Origin of the sequence: Streptomyces panaciradicis (assembly GCF_023516615.1) — a bacterium.
Taxonomy (GTDB): Bacteria; Actinomycetota; Actinomycetes; order Streptomycetales; family Streptomycetaceae; genus Streptomyces; species Streptomyces panaciradicis.
Genome location: NZ_JAMGBF010000083.1, coordinates 12,141 through 28,884 on the forward strand (window position 1 = coordinate 12,141; position 16,744 = coordinate 28,884).

Consider the following 16,744-nt stretch of genomic DNA (forward strand, 5'->3'; position numbering starts at 1 on the left):
TCCAGGGCAATGAGCGAGGGGTGATACGCAAGGCAATCGTCGCTCTGTTCCTGGCGGGCGGCATCGCGGCCGCCGTCGCCGCGGCCGTCCTCTCGCCCTGGTGGTGCCTGGCCGCCGTACCCCTGTGCCTGCTGGGGCTCGTCGGCGCGGCCGACCTGCTGCAGCGGGAGCACTCCGTGCTGCGCAACTACCCGGTCCTCGGGCATGCCCGCTTCCTCATGGAGCGCATCCGCCCCGAGCTCCAGCAGTACTTCATCGAGCGCAACTACGACGGGCGGCCCTTCGACCGGGACGTGCGCAGCATCGTCTACGAGCGGGCGAAGGGCACCGAGGCCGAACAGCCCTACGGCACCGAACGCGACGTCTACCAGCCCGGTTACGAGTTCCTGGTGCCGTCGATGGCTCCCTGCCCGGTGCCCGAGACGCCGCCGCGGGTGCGGATCGGCGGCCCGGACTGCGCGCGCCCGTACGACATGGCGCTGCTGAACGTGTCGGCGATGAGCTTCGGCTCGCTCTCGGCGAACGCCGTCCTCGCCCTCAACGGCGGCGCCGCCGCAGGGGGTTTCGCCCACGACACCGGAGAGGGCGGACTGTCGGAGTACCACCTGCGGCCGGGCGGGGACCTGGTGTGGGAGATCGGCACCGGGTACTTCGGCTGCCGTACTCCCGACGGCGACTTCGACCCGGGCGAGTTCGCCGACAAGGCGGCGCACGACCACGTCAAGTGCGTGTCCCTGAAGCTGTCGCAGGGGGCCAAGCCGGGCATCGGCGGGGTGCTGCCGGGCGCGAAGGTCAACGCCGAGATAGCGAAGGTGCGGGACGTGCCCGAGGGGAAGACGGTGATCTCACCGCCGTACCACCGGGTGTTCTCCACCCCGCGCGAACTCGTCCGGTTCATCGCGCGGATGCGGGAGCTGTCCGGCGGCAAGCCGACCGGGTTCAAGCTGTGCGTCGGCTCGCGCCGTCAGTTCCTCGCCGTGTGCAAGGCCATGCTGGCCGAGGGGACCGCGCCCGACTTCATCATCGTGGACGGCGGCGAGGGCGGTACCGGCGCCGCGCCCCTGGAGTTCGCCGATCATGTGGGCACGCCCCTGACCGAGGGGCTGCTCACGGTGCACAACGCCCTTGTCGGCACCGGCCTGCGCGACCGTGTCCGGATCGGCGCGAGCGGCAAGATCGCCACCGGTACGGATCTGGTCAAACGTCTGGTGCAGGGCGCGGACTACGGCAACGCGGCCCGGGCGATGATGTTCGCCGTCGGCTGCATTCAGGCCCAGCGCTGCCACACCAACACCTGTCCCACCGGCGTGACGACACAGGACCCCCGGCGGGCCCGCGCCCTCGACGTGCGCGACAAGACGCCGCGCGTCCAGCGGTTCCAGGAAGCCACCGTGGCGAGCGCCCTGCAGATCATGGCGTCCATGGGCGTGACCGACCCCGCCGACCTGCGCCCGCACATGCTCCGCCGGCGCATCGACCCCTACACCGAACGCTCCTACGAGGAGCTGTACGAGTGGCTGGAGCCGGGGCAGTTGCTCGCCGGGTCCCCGCAGTCCTGGGCGGCCGACTGGAAGGCCGCCGACCCTGACCACTTCACCGTCTGACCTTGGAGGAGACCATCGTGGCCCGTACCGTCGCCCGCGTGATCGTGGACGCACTGAGCGAACTCGGCGTGCGCCAGGTGTTCGGCGTCGTGGGAGACGCGCTCAACCCCCTGACGGACGCCGTGCGCACCACCGAGGGCCTGGAGTGGGTGGGCTGCCGGCACGAGGAGGCCGCCGCGTTCGCCGCGAGCGCCCAGTCGCAGCTCTCGGGCACCCTCGGAGTCTGCATGGGCACCGTCGGACCCGGCTCCGTCCACCTGCTCAACGGGCTGTACGACGCGGCCAAGAGCCACACCCCCGTCCTGGCGATCGCCGGGCAGGTGCCACTGGCCGAACTCGGCACCGACTACTTCCAGGAAGTCGACAACGACGCCCTCTTCAGCGACGTCGCCGTCTTCCGCGCCACCATCACCTCGGCCGACCAGATGCCGCAGATGCTGGAGACGGCAGTCCGCCACGCCCTGGGCCGCAAGGGCGTCGCCGTCCTGACGGTCCCCGGCGACCTCGGCGAACGCGAACTGAGCACCGACCGCCCCGCCCGGTTCGCGCTCGACGCGCCGCTCAGCCGACCGGAGGAGCCCGCGGTGCGGCGCGCCGCCGAGCTCCTGGACCGCTCCGAACGGATCACGCTGCTCGTCGGACGGGGCGCACACGGCGCCCGCGAGGACGTCCTCGCCCTGGCCGACCGGCTGGCCGCGCCCATGGTCCTCACCCTCAAGGCCAAGGAAGGCTTCGAAGGCGACGCCAATCCGTTCCAGGTCGGCCAGACGGGCCTCATCGGCAACCCGGCCGCCGCGTCCGCCCTCCAGGAGGCGGACACCCTGCTGCTCCTGGGCACCGACTTCCCCTACCGGGACTGGTATCCGGAAGGCAAGACCGTCATCCAGGTGGACACCGAGGCCGCCCACATCGGACGGCGGGTGCCCGTCGAGGTCGGTCTCGTCGGCGACACCGGTGCCACCGTCCGCGACCTCCTCATCCACCTCACGGCCGCCCCCGCCGGGTCGGACGGCGCACGGGACCGTTCGCACCTGGACAAGGCCCGGGAGCGGTTCGAGCAGTGGCGCGAGGGGCAGGCCCGGCTGGCCGACCCCGCACACGACAAGGGCCTGCTCGGCCGCATGCGCTCGTCGTTGGACAACCGCACCCACGACATCCGCCCCGAGGCGCTGGCGGCCGTGGTGGACCGGCTGGCCGCCGACGACGCCGTCTTCACCTCCGACACGGGCATGGCGACGGTATGGCTCTCGCGCTTCGTGGAGATGCGGGGAGAACGGCGCCTGATCGGCTCCTACAACCTCGGCTCCATGGCCAACGCCATGCCCCAGGCGCTCGGCGCACAGTGCCTCGACCGCGAGCGGCAGGTCGTGGCCTTCTGCGGCGACGGCGGGCTGAGCATGCTCCTGGGCGACCTCATGACGCTCAAGACGCAGCGGCTCCCCGTGAAGCTCGTCGTCTTCGACAACCGCCGTCTGGGCATGGTCAAGCTGGAGCAGGAGCAGGCCGGGCTCCCGGAGTTCGGCACCGTCCTGGACAACCCCGACTTCGCCGCCGTGGCCACGGCCATGGGCATCACCGGCATCCGGGTCACCGACCCGGGCGACCTGGAGAAGGCGGTGCGCCGGGCCTTCGACACCCCCGGCCCGGTGCTGCTCGACGTCCTCACCAACCCCGACGAGATCGCCGTACCGGCCAAGCCGACCGTCGAGCAGGGCTGGGGATTCGCGGTGGCCAAGGTGAAGGAGATCGTCCGCAGCCACGGGGACGGCGACGCGCGCTGAACCGGGCAAGATGGTGCGTTCGAGGCCGTCCGGGGGCGGTCCGATTTAGAAATCGGCGTCTGTGGGGACACGTAGCTGCGTGGTCTCGATGACGTGAGGCGGTGACCTGCCGGTGAGCGACGTGCCGCGTCGGCCGCCCCGACGTCCGGGTGCGGGCCCAGGAGCCGGCCGCGGGGCGAGTCGTGGCCCGCGGCGGATGCGGTACGTCGTGCTCGGCAGCCGGCCCGCGCGTGGCGTCGGAACCGTGGCCCGGGCCCGCAGGGCCGCTACGGAAGAACGGTGCCCCGACGGCGTGGCCGTGCACCACGGGCTGAAGGTGGGCGCCGCGTACGCCTGGCGGCTGCTGGTGTGCGGGGCGGCCGTGTACGCGGGCTTCGTGATCCTCGGGCGGCTGCAACTGGTCGCCGTGGCGCTGTTCCTCGCCCTCGTGGTGACCTCCGTCCTGCGCCCGCTCGCCGATCTGCTGGCGCGCCGGCTGCCCCGAGCCCTGGCGGTCGTGATCAGCGTCGTGGGCAGCCTGATGGCGGTCCTCGGCCTGCTGGCGCTGATCGGTGAACTGGTGGCGAGCGAGTGGAACAAGCTCGGCCGGGAGTTCAGCGGGGGCATCGGGCGCATCGAACGGTGGCTGCAGGGACCGCCCTTCCACGTGAGCCCCACGGTGATGTCGGACCTTCAGGGCAAGCTGAACACCTTCGTCTCCGAGCACCGCTCCACACTGATCAGCAGCGCCGTGAGCGGCGCCGGACGGCTCGTGGAGGTGCTGACGGCAGGCGTGCTGGCGCTGTTCTGCTCGCTGTTCTTCATCCATTCCGGCGACCGCTTCTGGACCTGGTTCCAGGAGTGGCTGCCGCATCCGGCCCGGGACCCGTGGAGCCGTGCGGGCCGTGCGGCGTGGCGGACCTTCGCCGGGTACACGCGGGGCATCTTCATCGTGGCGGCGACCAACGCGGTACTGGTCGGCGTCGCCCTGTTCGTGCTGCGGGTGCCGCTGGCGCTGCCGCTGACGCTGCTGGAGTTCTTCGCCGCGTTCATCCCGCTGGTGGGGTCGCCCATCGCGCTGGGCGTGGCCACGGTGGTCGCCCTCGCCTCGCGCGGTCCGGTCATCGCGATCGTGGTCCTCGCGCTGATCGTCATCGTCGGCCAGATCGAGGGCCACGTCCTGCACCCGCTGGTGATGAGCTGGGCGGTCCGGCTGCACCCGGTCGTCGTGGCCCTGTCGGTCATCGCCGGCGGCGTCCTGGCCGGCGTGGTCGGAGCGGTGGTGGCGGTGCCGATGGTCTCGGTGGCCTGGGCGGTGCACGGCGAACTACGCGGCCGCCCGGTGCCGTGAGGGAGAACTGCGCCGTCGCCGCACGTCGCGCCGGTCAGGGACTGGTGCTGGTGTAGCGCACGCCGGGACCCCACTTCTCCTGGGCCGCCGCCATGCACCACCGGCACAGCGGGCTGCCGCCGGAGCCGTACTTGTGGGTCTTGCGCTGGCAGGCGGCGCACGGGCCCACCTTGTCACCGGGGCAGGTGAGCGCGGACGGATCGGGCTCGCTGACCGGAGGCGGGGGAGTCGTCATGGGGAGAGATCCTGTTCTGGGCGATTGGTTCATATCGCCCAAGATTCAGGATATCGGGCGATATCGTGCGTCGATCGAACGGCGGCCGGTCCTCCGCGGGGATAAGTCCACGACGTCGAGCTGGACGTCGGGCCGGCAGTGGGTGCAGGCCGTGAGGCCCGTGGCGAGGAGGCGGCGGGCCTCGTCGCGGCCGACGGGCCGGCGCCGCGAGCCGGCCATGTGGCAGTCGCCGGCGTGGACCTGGACGGGCCGGCGGCCGGTGCCGATGCCGAGTTCGACGATCCACTCCGGTGGCCGCGGCCGGGTGCGCCGGCCGTGTTCGGCCTCGGCCTGCCGCAGTCGCAGCGCCTCGATCTTCGCGTCGATCCTGGCCAGCCACAGGGCGTGCCAGACGCGCAGGGTGTGCAGGCGGTCCAGGTCGGGCGGCAGGTCATCGAACACGTTTTTGATTCTATGCTCATGATCCCCGCCGCGCGCCCTCGCGTGTTCGATTTAATGTTCGATAACGTGGGGTGCGGGAGGTGAGGGTCGTGACGAGGGCTCGTGAGGTGTCGACGGTGATGCATGTGCGCTGCCCGGACGGGCTGGGGGAGGAGGGCTACCGGCAGGTCCTGGAACAGCTGGCGGAACTCTCACCGGTGGTACGGGCGCTCCCGCCCGGCGCGGCGCTGGTGGAGCTGAAAGGTGCCCTGCGCTACCACGGCGCGGACGCGCGCCGCCTGGGGGAAGTACTGCGCGTACGCACCCTCTCCCGCCTCGGCGTCGACATCAGGGTCGGCATCGGCCCCACGATCACCGTCGCCGCCACCGCCTCCGCCAGGGTTCCCCGCCCCGGCGGCGTCCTCGCCGTCGACCCCGACCAGGTCGCCTCCTGGCTGGGCCCGCTGCCCGTCGAGGCCCTGCACGGCATCGGCCCCCGCCAGGCCGACGTACTGCACGACTACGGCATCCACAGCGTGGGCCTGCTCGCCGCCGTCGAGCCCGCCACCGCGCAGCGTCTGCTGGGCGGGAAGGCCGGCCGCACGGCGTCCGACCGGGCCCGCGGCATCGACCCCCGGCCCGTCGTCCCGCGCGAGCTGCCCACCACGGCGGCCGTGAGCCGCGCCTTCGACCGCCATGTCCTGGACGGCGCCGACGTCCGCGCCGCCCTGCTGGAACTGGTGGTGCGCCTCGGCCTGCTGCTGCGCCGCCGCGACCAGGCCGCCCGCGCCGTGACCCTCACCCTGCGCTTCGCCGGCGGCAGCCGCTGGGAGAAGACCCGCCGCCTCGTGGAGCCGTCCGCCCACGACGACGACCTGCGCGTGCTCGCCTACCGGCTGATGGACGCCGCCGGTCTGCAGCGCGGACGGCTGACCGGGCTCGCGCTCAAGGGCGAGGACCTCGTCGACGCCGGCGAGGTCGCCCGGCAGATCAGCCTCGACGACGCCCGGGAAGCCCGCCTGGTGGCCGAGGAGGTCGTCGACCGGGTGCGGGAGAAGTACGGGCCCGACGTCATCGGCCCGGCCGCGGTCTTCCGCCACGCCTCCTGACCGATCCGTCGCGCCGGTGGGGCCACCGCCGGCCCGGTCCGGGCTCGCCGGTTGACCGCCGACCCGGGAAACCCCAGCTCACAACCGGTTTCCCGGCCGGTCTCGGGACGGGCAACAGGAAACCCGTCGACCCCGGCCGTGGCCCGGGACAGGCTGATCCCCGTCAGCTCGAAGCACGGCCTGCGACGACGCAGGAGACCCATCAGGGGGAAACATGCGCAAGATGTTCAGTGCCGCCGCCGCGTTCGCGACCGCGGCCACGGTGGTGGTGGCGATGAGCGGCGCCGCCCACGCCGCGCCCGCCGGCGACGCGTGGGACGGATGCCCGTACGGCGCGGTCTGCGTCTACGGGCAGGGAGTGGAGCCGACCGACAACCCGCACCCGACCGACGTGTACTACAGCTACGGCGCCCACAACCTGAGCAACCAGTTCGGCAACCACTGGGTCTACAACAACCAGTACGGCGGCGCGTCCATGAGCCTGTGCAAGGGCTACAACGGCACGAACTGCGGTACGCCGGTCCCTGAGGGGTACGCCGTCTACGCCGACCTCACACCCGTCAACTCCATCACCCTCAACCGCCCGTAGCGCATCCAGCGCCCTTCGCCACGGGGGAGCGACCGCCGGGACCGGCCCCACACCGGTCCCGGCGGTCCCGTTTTTTCGCCACTCCGGGTGAAAGGCTTGGTTCCGTGTCCGACCCCCGCAGTAGCCTGGGCATCCGCCGTCTCACGATCCGGGCAGGCCAGTGCCATGGGGGACGTCTTGGGGGACCAGGAACACGTACACGCGGGCGTCGACCGGACCGACCAGCCGGAGAACCCCGCACAGGCCACTCAGTCATTTCCCGCGCAGCTGAGACGGCTGCGCCGGGAGCGCGGTCTGTCGCTGGCGGACCTCGCGCGCCAGACCCACTACAGCAAGGGCTATCTCAGCAAGATCGAGACCGGCGTCAAGCGGGCGACCCTCGACGTCGCCCGCCAGTGCGACCACATCCTGCGCGCCGACGGCGAGTTGCTCCGGCTGGTGCGGGAGAGCGCCCCGGTGGAGCGCGGCGGCGGGCCGGCCGCCGACACCGGTGCGGCCGCCTGCCCGTACCGCGGCCTGGCGGCGTTCACCCCGCAGGACGCGGCCTGGTTCTTCGGCCGGGAGCAGGCCACGGCCGCGCTCGTCGAACGGGTCTTCCAACGCGTCGGCAACGGGCCGCTGTTGCTCGTCGCCCCGTCCGGCGCCGGCAAGTCCTCCCTGCTGAACGCCGGTCTCGTCCCGGCACTGCGGCGCCCCGGCGGCTTCCCCATGCCCGGCGCCGACCGCTGGCCCGTCATCGCCCTCACCCCCACCGCCCACCCGCTCGACGAACTCCTCGAACGGGCCACGAAGGTCCTCGGCAGCGATCTCGACCTCACCGCGGCACGGGTTGCCGACCACCCCGAGGCCCTTCTGGAAGCCGTCCGCGCCCGCTCCCACGACCCCGCGCCCGACCCTGACGGCCGCCGACCGCCACCGGTGCGACCCGTGCTGCTCGTCGACCAGTTCGAGGAACTGTTCACCCTCTGCTCCGACGAGGACGAGAGACGGACCTTCGTCCGGGTCCTGCGCGCGGTGTCCACCTGCCCCGACCCGGCCGTCGTCGTGCTCGGCGTCCGCGCCGACTTCTCCGGGCACTGCCTCGAACTCCCCGAACTGGCACCACTGTTCACCGACGGACTGTTCGTACTGCTCCCCATGACCGTCGCGGAACTGCGCCAGTCCATCACCCGCCCCGCCGAACTCGCCGGGATCACCCTGGAACCCGGCCTCGTCTCCCTGCTCCTGCGTGACGCGGGCCTGCGCGACGAACCGGCCGGCGCGAGCGGCGCCGCCGCCCCCCAAGGCGCCCCGTCCGGTGCGCTGCCCCTCATCTCGCACACCCTTCTCGCCACCTGGCAGCAGCGCGAGGACACCACCCTCACCGTGGCCGGCTACGAACGCACCGGCGGCATCCAGGGCGCCGTCGCCCGCACCGCCGAGACCGTGTTCGCCCGTCTGTACCCGGCCGAGCAGAAGTCCCTCCGGCGCATCCTGTCCCGCCTGGTCCACGTGTCCGACGACGGGACCGTCGCGACCCGGCGCCGCACCGGCCGCAACGCCCTCATGGAACAACTCGGCGACGCGGACGCCGCCGCGGCCGCCCTCGACGCCTTCGTCCGGGCCCGGCTGATCACCGTGGACCGGGACACCGTCGAGATCACCCACGAGGCCCTGCTGCACGCCTGGCCCCGGCTGCGCGACTGGATCCACGCCGACCGGGCCGGTCTGCTCGTCCACCAGCAACTCGCCCACGCCGCCGCCGAATGGGAGCGTGAGCACCGCGACCCGTCCGCCCTGTACCGCGGCACCCGCCTCGACACCGTCCGCTCCTGGGCGGACGAACTCGACACCCGCAGCCGTCTCGGCCCGGGCGAAGAGGCCTTCCTTCTCGCCAGCCAGGCCGAGGAGGACACCCGCAGGCTGCTGGCCAGGCGTCAGACACGCCTGAAACAAGCCCTGTCGGTCGTCCTGGCCGTCCTGCTCGGGCTCGCCGTGACCGCGGGCGGCCTCGCCTACCAGCAGCGCTCCGCCGCCCTCGACCAGGAACGCGTCGCCCGCTCCCAGGCACTCGCCGTGCAGTCGACCTCCCTGGCCGGCGGCCAGCCCGAGGCGTCCATGCTGCTCGCCGAGGAGGCCTACCGCGCCGACCGCACCCCCGAGGCGCGCGGCGCGCTGCTGAGCACCCAGGCCCAGGCGTTCTCCGCCCGCCTCGTCGGCCACGACGGGCCCGTCAACGCGCTCGCCTTCGCCCCGGACGGCCAACTGCTCGCCGCAGCCGGGGCGTACGGCACCGTGCAACTGCGCCGTACCGCCGCCGACCACCGGACCGTCGCCACCTTCACCGTCCCCGGACGGGTCCGCTCCGTCGCCTTCAGCCCCGACGGGCGCACGCTCGCGGCGACGTCGACGGACGGGCCGGTACGGATCTGGGACACCGCCCGCCACCGGCTGCGGACCCTGCTGCCCGCGGCCAGCGGCGGAGCCCGGTCGCTCGCCTTCGACCCCCGCGGCCGTACCCTCGCCGTCGCCGCCCGCGACGGATCGGTGCAGCTGTGGGACACCGGCGGCGACCACCCCACCGCCAGACGGCTCGTCGGCCACACCGGACGGGTCGACTCGCTCGCCTACTCCCCGGACGGGCGGACGCTGGCCTCGGGCGGCTCCGACGGGACCGTACGGCTCTGGGACACCGACCGGGCCCGCCCCCTGGCCGTCCTCAAGGGACATACCGACGAAGTGCTCGGGGTGGCGTTCGCCCCGGACGGGCGGAGCGTGGCCTCCGGAGGCGGTGACCGGACCGTGCGGCTGTGGGACGTGGCCACGCACCGGGCCACGGCGACGCTCACCGGACACAGCGACGACGTCAACGCGGTCGCCTACACACCGGACGGCACCACGGTCGTCAGTGCGGGCGGCGACGGCACCACCCGCCTGTGGGACGTGCGCACCGGCCGCCCGGCCGCGATCCTCGCCGGGCACACCGACTACGTGATGTCCGTCGCCGTGAACTCCACCGGGACGACGCTCGCCACCGGGGGGTTCGACCAGTCCGTGGTGCTGTGGGACCTGCGCGGCCCGGTGCTGACGGCGCGACCGTTCACCGAGGTCTCGCAGGCCGCGTACAGCCCCGACGGAAGACTCCTGGCCACCGCCGACGCGGACCACACCGTACGGCTGTGGGACGTCGCCCGGCACCGGATCGTGAAGACCTTCACGGGCCACCGCGAGAGCGTGTTCTCGGTGGCGTTCGCGCCGGACGGCCGCACCCTGGCGTCCGCGGGCGCGGACGGCACGGTCCGGCTGTGGGACATCCCGGCGCACCGCGCGCTCGCCACCCTCACCGGCCACACCGGGAACGTCTTCTCGGTGGCCTTCGCGCCGGACGGCCGCACCCTGGCGTCCGCGGGCTCGGACGGCACGGTCCGGCTGTGGGACATCCCCGCGCACCGCGCGCTCGCCACCCTCACCGGCCACACCGGGAACGTCTTCTCGGTGGCCTTCGCGCCGGACGGCCGCACCCTCGCGTCCGCGGGCGCCGACCGCACGGTCCGCCTGTGGGACGCCGGGACCCACCGTCAACTCGCCGTGCTGCACGGGCACACGGACTTCGCCAACGATGTCGCGTTCAGCCCCGACGGCCGCACTCTGGCCAGCGCGGGGGACGATCTGACGGTACGGCTGTGGGACACGGCCGGCCACCGTCTGCTCGCCACCCTCACCGGCCACACCGGCGCCGTCCGGGGCGTCGCCTTCAGCCCCGACGGAACGACCCTCGCGAGCAGCGGCAACGACGGCACGGTCCGCCTGTGGGACGTCCGCCACCGCCGTCTCGAGGTCTCCCTGACCGGTCACGCCGGCTCGGTCCGCGGCATCGCGTTCTCACCGGACGGCCGACTCCTCGCAAGCAGCGGCAGCGACCGTACGGTTCGGCTCTGGGACGTGCCCGGACGGCGCCCCTGGGCCACGCTCACCGGGCACACGAACGCGGTGTGGGGCGTCGCGTTCGCCCCGGACGGGCGGACGGTGGCCAGCGGCAGCACCGACGGGACCGTACGGCTGTGGGACCTGGACCTCGGCGCCCGGCTCGCGCGGATCTGCCGGCTGCGCCTGGCGATCGGACCGGAGGAACGCAGGGCGCTGATGCCGGGACTGCCCGTCCCCCTCGACCCGGCGTGCGCGCGACCCTGATCGCGGCGGGGCCGGACTCCGCTGGTCGCAGGGGGTTTCCCAAAGGTTTCCCGTTGCCTCTCGGGGTGGGGTGACGCCGGGTCCTCGACCGGCCGGTGCCCGGTGGGCAGGCTGAGGCACGACCATTCACGCATCACGGAAAACGGGGGTCCCGGCATGCTCCGGCGGACCGGAATCATCGGCACACTCATCGGGTTACTGACTCTTCTCCTCTGGGCGCCCGCGGCAGTCGCCGCGCCCGCAGCCCCGGCGGCGAGCGGCTGCGGCGTCCTCGCCTCCGGCGGCTCCGCGGCCGCCGAGCGCGCCATCGCCGCCGCCTGCGCCCAGGTCGACGCGGGCACCTGGTACACCTGGGGCGGCGGCCACGGCGCCCAGCCCGGCGCCACCTACGGCCAGGTCGACCCCACCGACCCGGCCAGCGCACACGACCCCGAGCGGCTCGGCTTCGACTGCTCGGGCCTGGTCCGCTACGCCTACGCGCAGGCCGCCGGCTCCGACATCCTCAACGGCGACGCCGGCCAGCAGTACTACACGGTGCGCGCCGCCGCTCGCTTCACCGCCGACCAGGGCACCGCACCGTTGCTCCCCGGTGATCTGCTGGCCTACGGGACGTCGGCGGACCTGCACCACATCGCGATCTACCTCGGCGCGGGCAAGATGGTCGAGGCGAAGCAGTCCGGCACGCATCTGATGGTCAGCGACGTCCGCCTGGGCGGCGACTACTTCGGTGCCGTCCGCGTCGACACCGGCGCGGTCACCGGGCACGTCTTCAAGACCTGGGGCACCGGCGTCTGGACGAAGAAGGCGCCCTCCGTCGGCGCCGGCCGCGTCTACGCCTTCCCCGGCCCCACCACCATCCGCGTGGAGTGCCAGAAGCACGCGGAGGTCGTCACCTCCGACGGCTACACCAACGACGCCTGGGCCTACCTGCCCGACTACAAGGCATGGATGACGAACATCTACATCCAGGGCCCGGCCTGGCTGGACGGCGTGCCCACCTGCGCCTGAACCGACCTCGGCCCCACCGCGCAGGGCTCCTCCCGCACGTCGCATCCGTCGGCGCGTGGGAGGAGCCCGCCCTCATGAGGGCTGAGGTGCGATCCTGCCTCGATGAACGACTTCGGCGACGCGCACCTGCGCAGGTGGACCCTGCACATCACGGCCCTCCTCGCGGCGGACGCTCAGGACCAGCTCGCCTGGCTGGGGAAACGGGAGTGGGACACGGGATCCGTGGTCTACTAGAAAATCAGCGCCATCTCCAAGCCCTCGGCCGCTGCCTCGCCGAGATCGACACCGCCCGGCGCGCCGGCCTCTGGAACGACGCCCTGACCACCGACCCCGCGTGGTCCGACATACGCACGCACGCCCGCCGGTTCCTCCTCACGACGCTGGGCGACTGGCACCAGCCACTGCCACGCCATTTCCCCTCACACACGGTGCACCGCTGACCGCCCGGGTGCGGCGGCCGCCGAGGCGACATCGCCAGTGGGGGATCAACGGGCGTCGGCTGCAAGGAAGGTGGAGACTCGCAGGGGCGCTTCGGTGCGGGCGATGACGTCCTCCACCGTGACGCCCGGAGCGGTCTCGGCCAGGCTCAGGCCGCCGGGGGTGACGTCTAGGACGGCGAGGTCGGTGATGACCCGGTGGACGCACCGTTCTCCGGTGAGCGGGAGGGTGCACTCCTGGAGGATCTTGGGGCTGCCGTCCTTGGCGGTGTGGTCCATGAGGACGATGACGCGGCGCGCGCCGTGGACGAGGTCCATGGCGCCGCCCATGCCCTTGACCGTCTTGCCGGGGATCATCCAGTTGGCGAGGTCGCCGCCGGCCGAGACCTGCATGGCGCCCAGCACGGCGGTGTCGATGTGGCCGCCGCGGATCATGGCGAAGGACAGGGCGGAGTCGAAGAAGGCGGCGCCGGGCCGCACGGTGACGGTCTCCTTGCCCGCGTTGATGAGGTCGGGGTCGACCTCGTCCTCGGTGGGGTAGGGGCCGGTGCCGAGGATGCCGTTCTCGGAGTGCAGGGTGACGTGCACGCCGGGCGGCAGGTGGCCGGGGATCAGGGTGGGCAGGCCGATGCCGAGATTGACGTAGGAGCCGTCGGTGAGTTCGGCGGCGGCGCGGGCGGCCATCTGGTCGCGGGGCCAGGCCATCAGGAACGTACCGTCCTCTTCTCGATCTGCTTGTCGGCGGCCTGAACGGCCGTCAGTTCCACCACGCGCTGCACGAACACGCCGGGCAGGTGGACGTCGTCGGGGCGCAGGTCGCCCGGTTCGACCAGTTCCTCGACCTCGGCGATGGTGACGCGGCCGGCCATGGCGGCGAGCGGGTTGAAGTTCGCGGCGGCCTTGCGGAAGCGGAGGTTGCCGTGGCGGTCGCCGCGCCAGGCCCGTACGAGGGCGAAGTCGGTGGTGATGCCGTGTTCCATCACGTGCGGGCGGCCCGCGAAGTCGCGGGTCTCCTTGGGCGGGGAGGCCACGGCGACGGAGCCGTCGGGGGCGTGGCGCCAGGGCAGGCCGCCCCGGGCGACCTGGGTGCCGACGCCGGCCGGGGTGTAGAAGGCGGGGATGCCGGCGCCTCCCGCGCGCAGGCGTTCGGCGAGGGTGCCCTGCGGCACCAGTTCGACCTCCAGCTCGCCGGAGAGGTACTGGCGGGCGAACTCCTTGTTCTCGCCGACGTAGGAGCCGGTGACGCGGGCGATGCGGCCCGCGGCGAGCAGCACGCCGAGCCCCCGGCCGTCGACGCCGCAGTTGTTGGAGACGACCCGCAGGCCGCTCGCGCCCTGGTCGTGCAGCGCGCGGATGAGCGTTTCGGGCACGCCGCTGAGGCCGAAGCCGCCGACGGCCAGCGAGGCGCCGTCGGGGATGTCGGCGACCGCCTCGGCGGCGCTCGCGCGGACCTTGTTCATACGGGGAGTCCTTTCAGGGGGTCGCGCCGGGCAGGACGGCGGACCAGCCGCCGTCGACGACGAGGTTGGCGCCCGTGATGTACGCGGCTTCGTCGGAGGCGAGGAAGACGGCGGCGCTCACGACCTCGTCGGGGAGTCCGACGCGGCCGAGGGGGATGTGCCGGGCGATCTCGCGCATCGGATGGTCGTCGGCGAGGAGGTCTGCGCGGGTGCCGTCGGTGTCGATCATTCCGGGGCTGACGCAGTTGGCGCGGATGCCGTGCGGGGCGCCCTCTGCGGCGAGTTGGCGCGTCAGGGCGATGACCGCGCCCTTGGAGGCGGAGTGGGCGGTGCGCCGGTTGGTGAGGGAGCCGGTGAGGCCCGCGGTGGAGCCGACGGTGAGGACGCAGCCGCGACTGCTGGTCAGGTGCGGCCAGGCGGCCCGCACGGTCAGCCACACCGAGTCGAGCTCGGCGCGCATCGTGAACGCGAAGTCCGCATACGGCTGGTCGGCGATCGCCCCGAAGCGGACGGCACCGGCGTTCGCGTAGACGATGTCGATGCCGCCGAACGCGTCCACGGCCGCCTCGGTCCAGGCGCGCACGGAGTGCTCGTCGGTGACGTCGAGCGGGCCGGGGGTGAGCGCGGTGCCGCCCTCGCGGGCGATGAGCCGCTGGGTGTCCAGGGCCTGTTCGTGCAGCAGGTCGCCGCCCACGACGAGCGCGCCCTCGGCGGCGAAGCGCAGCGCCGCGGCCCGGCCCGGCCCCGTGCCGTCCCGGAGATCAGGGCCACCTTGCCGTCGAGCCGCTTCACCGGCCGCCCCCCGTCATGAGCGCGTCCGAGAGGGACTTCACACCGCCGTGCGCGGTCAGGCCGCCGTCGACGGGGATCTCGGCGCCGGTGATGAACGAGGAGTCGTCCGACAGCAGGAACACCACCAGCGGGGTGATCTCGTCCACGGTGCCGGTGCGGCCCAGCGGGGTCTCACGGATGTTCGCCTCGCGGAAGGCGGGGGCGGCGGAGGCGGTCATCTCGGTGTCGATGTAGCCGGGGTGGACGGTGTTGACGCGGATGCCGCGCGGGCCGAGTTCCAGGGCCGCCGTCTTCGACAGGCCTCTGAGGGCCCACTTGCTGGTGGTGTAGGCGACCGGGTAGTGGGCGGTGAGGGCCGCCGAGGAGCCGATGTTGACGATGGAGGAGCCGGGCGGCATGAGCGGGGCGAGGTGCTGGATGCCGAGCAGCGGTCCGGTGACGTTGACGGCGTGCACGCGGTCGAGGTCCTCGGGCCGTACGTCGCCGAGCCGGGCGCGCCAGGTGATCCCGGCGTTGTTGACCAGGCCGTGGACCTGCCCGTACGCCGCCTTCAGCTCGGCGGCGAGATCCGTCCAGTCCTGGTCGCTGGTGACGTCGAGGCGTCGGCAGCCGTCGGCGGGTTCGACATCGGTGGCGATGACGCGGGCGCCCTCCCGGACCAGGGCTTCGGCCTCGGCGGCGCCCTGGCCGCGGGCGGCGCCGGTGACCACGACGACCTTGCCGAGGAGCCTCTTGGGGTGCAGGTCGCTCACGGCCGCTCCCGGGAGCGGCGCCGGCCGGCGGGCAGGGGGACGGGGGCGGCGCCGGGGACGACGGTGTTGGTGAGGGTGCCGATGCCGTCGACGGTGAGGGTGACGGTGTCTCCGGGCTTGAGTGGCGGGGGGCTCTGCTCACCGCGACGGCCCCACAGTTCGGCGAGGCAGCCGCCGTTGCCGCAGGTGCCGGAGCCCAGGACGTCGCCGGGCAGCACCCGGGTGCCGCGGGAGGCGTAGGCGACCATCTCCTCGAAGGTCCAGCTCATGTTGGACAGCAGGTCGCGGCCGACGATCTCGCAGTTGACCTCGGCGGTCAGCGCGAGCCGCAGGAAGCCGTCCTCGTCGCGGTGCTCGTCCAGTTCGTCGGCGGTGACGAGCCAGGGGCCGAGGGTGGTGGCCGTGTCCTTGCCCTTGCAGGGGCCGAGGCCCACCCGCATCTCGGCGGACTGCAGGTCGCGGGCGGACCAGTCGTTGAGGACGGTGTAGCCGACGATGTGGTCGCGGGCCTGCTCGGGGGTGAGGTCGCGGCCCTCGCGGCCGATGACGGCGGCGACCTCCAGCTCGAAGTCCAGGACCGTGGAGCCGGGCGGCATCGGGATGTCGTCGCCCGCCGCGTGGACGGCGTGCGGGTTGGTGAAGTAGAAGGTGGGGGCCGCGTACCACTGCTCGGGCACTCCGGCGGCCCGGTCGACGGACCGTCGTACGCCTTCGACGTGTTCCTCGAAGGTGACGAAGTCCCGTATCGAGGGGGGCTGGAGCGGTGGCAGCAGGCGAACCTGGGAGACGTGCGGCCCGGGCGGGACGTCGAGGGTGGCGGCGCCGAGGTCGAGGAGTGCGGGCAGGCCGTCACCGGCGGCGAGGGCTTCGGTGAGGGAGCGGACGCCGGGCACCGGGTACAGCACTCCGTCGTCGTCGACGACCGCGAGGCGGCGCTGGTCGTGGTGGGCGTAGGCGGCGAAGCGCATGAGCGGGCTCCTGGCTGTGGGCTGGGCCCGGGGGCACGGCGGGCGGTGCGTCAGGGCAGTTGACAGGGCTGCCGTGCCCCCGGGAGTCG

At 73.1% G+C, this 16,744-nt stretch carries 15 protein-coding genes; 8 read left to right on the forward strand and 7 right to left on the reverse strand.

Translation table 11 applies throughout. The features are described 5' to 3' along the window. The first annotated feature begins 20 nt into the window (after window positions 1-20). The 3 genes from M8J74_RS25975 (at window position 21) to M8J74_RS25985 (ending at window position 4,715) form a co-directional block, all read left to right on the forward strand. Window positions 21-1,604, forward strand: coding sequence for an FMN-binding glutamate synthase family protein (locus M8J74_RS25975; protein ID WP_249838770.1), 1,584 nt, complete (start codon window positions 21-23; stop codon window positions 1,602-1,604). Window positions 1,605-1,621: 17 nt separating this feature from the next. After that, window positions 1,622-3,385, forward strand: a complete 1,764-nt coding sequence (locus M8J74_RS25980; protein WP_249838832.1) for a thiamine pyrophosphate-dependent enzyme — start codon at window positions 1,622-1,624, stop codon at window positions 3,383-3,385. Window positions 3,386-3,491: 106 nt separating this feature from the next. Continuing rightward, window positions 3,492-4,715, forward strand: a complete 1,224-nt coding sequence (locus M8J74_RS25985) for an AI-2E family transporter (RefSeq protein ID WP_283948600.1) — start codon at window positions 3,492-3,494, stop codon at window positions 4,713-4,715. Window positions 4,716-4,749: 34 nt separating this feature from the next. Here the strand turns inward: M8J74_RS25985 and M8J74_RS25990 are convergent, their stop codons facing one another. Together M8J74_RS25990 and M8J74_RS25995 are read right to left on the reverse strand one after the other, a co-directional pair. Next, the gene (locus M8J74_RS25990; protein ID WP_249838771.1) at window positions 4,750-4,950 is read right to left on the reverse strand and encodes a hypothetical protein; all 201 of its coding nucleotides are present in this window, start codon (window positions 4,948-4,950) and stop codon (window positions 4,750-4,752) included. Window positions 4,951-4,995: 45 nt separating this feature from the next. Next, a complete protein-coding gene (locus M8J74_RS25995; protein WP_249838772.1) occupies window positions 4,996-5,391 on the reverse strand; it encodes a DUF6233 domain-containing protein in 396 nt (131 codons plus the stop codon). Window positions 5,392-5,510: 119 nt separating this feature from the next. Between M8J74_RS25995 and M8J74_RS26000 the strand changes: the two genes are divergently transcribed. The 5 genes from M8J74_RS26000 to M8J74_RS44590 all read left to right on the forward strand — a co-directional run bounded on the left by M8J74_RS26000 (window position 5,511) and on the right by M8J74_RS44590 (window position 12,480). Further along, window positions 5,511-6,479, forward strand: coding sequence for a DNA polymerase Y family protein (locus M8J74_RS26000; protein ID WP_249838834.1), 969 nt, complete (start codon window positions 5,511-5,513; stop codon window positions 6,477-6,479). A 214-nt stretch (window positions 6,480-6,693) separates the two neighbouring features. After that, window positions 6,694-7,068 (forward strand): hypothetical protein, encoded by a 375-nt coding sequence (locus tag M8J74_RS26005; protein ID WP_249838773.1) that lies wholly within the window; start codon window positions 6,694-6,696, stop codon window positions 7,066-7,068. A 165-nt stretch (window positions 7,069-7,233) separates the two neighbouring features. Then, window positions 7,234-11,238, forward strand: a complete 4,005-nt coding sequence (locus tag M8J74_RS26010; RefSeq protein WP_249838774.1) for an nSTAND1 domain-containing NTPase — start codon at window positions 7,234-7,236, stop codon at window positions 11,236-11,238. A gap of 156 nt (window positions 11,239-11,394) precedes the next feature. After that, on the forward strand, window positions 11,395-12,246 hold the full coding sequence (locus M8J74_RS26015; protein WP_058921070.1) for an NlpC/P60 family protein: 852 nt from the start codon (window positions 11,395-11,397) through the stop codon (window positions 12,244-12,246). Window positions 12,247-12,348: 102 nt separating this feature from the next. After that, window positions 12,349-12,480 (forward strand): hypothetical protein, encoded by a 132-nt coding sequence (locus M8J74_RS44590; RefSeq protein WP_283948595.1) that lies wholly within the window; start codon window positions 12,349-12,351, stop codon window positions 12,478-12,480. A 251-nt stretch (window positions 12,481-12,731) separates the two neighbouring features. On the opposite strand, the gene M8J74_RS26020 is transcribed toward M8J74_RS44590, so the two are convergent. The 5 genes from M8J74_RS26020 to M8J74_RS26040 all read right to left on the reverse strand — a co-directional run bounded on the left by M8J74_RS26020 (window position 12,732) and on the right by M8J74_RS26040 (window position 16,655). Beyond that, a complete protein-coding gene (locus M8J74_RS26020; protein ID WP_249838775.1) occupies window positions 12,732-13,388 on the reverse strand; it encodes a CoA transferase subunit B in 657 nt (218 codons plus the stop codon). Then, complete coding sequence (locus tag M8J74_RS26025) at window positions 13,388-14,143, reverse strand: CoA transferase subunit A (RefSeq protein WP_249838776.1); 756 nt, start codon at window positions 14,141-14,143, stop codon at window positions 13,388-13,390. Before M8J74_RS26025 ends, M8J74_RS26020 begins: the two co-directional genes overlap by 1 nt. Window positions 14,144-14,156: 13 nt before the next feature. After that, window positions 14,157-14,837, reverse strand: coding sequence for an SDR family NAD(P)-dependent oxidoreductase (locus tag M8J74_RS26030; RefSeq protein WP_249838777.1), 681 nt, complete (start codon window positions 14,835-14,837; stop codon window positions 14,157-14,159). A 94-nt stretch (window positions 14,838-14,931) separates the two neighbouring features. Further along, window positions 14,932-15,687 carry an SDR family NAD(P)-dependent oxidoreductase gene (locus M8J74_RS26035; RefSeq protein ID WP_249838778.1) on the reverse strand — a complete coding sequence of 252 codons (756 nt, stop codon included), beginning with the start codon at window positions 15,685-15,687 and terminating at the stop codon, window positions 14,932-14,934. Then, window positions 15,684-16,655 carry a fumarylacetoacetate hydrolase family protein gene (locus M8J74_RS26040; protein WP_249838779.1) on the reverse strand — a complete coding sequence of 324 codons (972 nt, stop codon included), beginning with the start codon at window positions 16,653-16,655 and terminating at the stop codon, window positions 15,684-15,686. The genes M8J74_RS26035 and M8J74_RS26040 overlap by 4 nt, the downstream gene beginning before the upstream one ends. Between the last annotated feature and the right edge of the window lie 89 nt (window positions 16,656-16,744).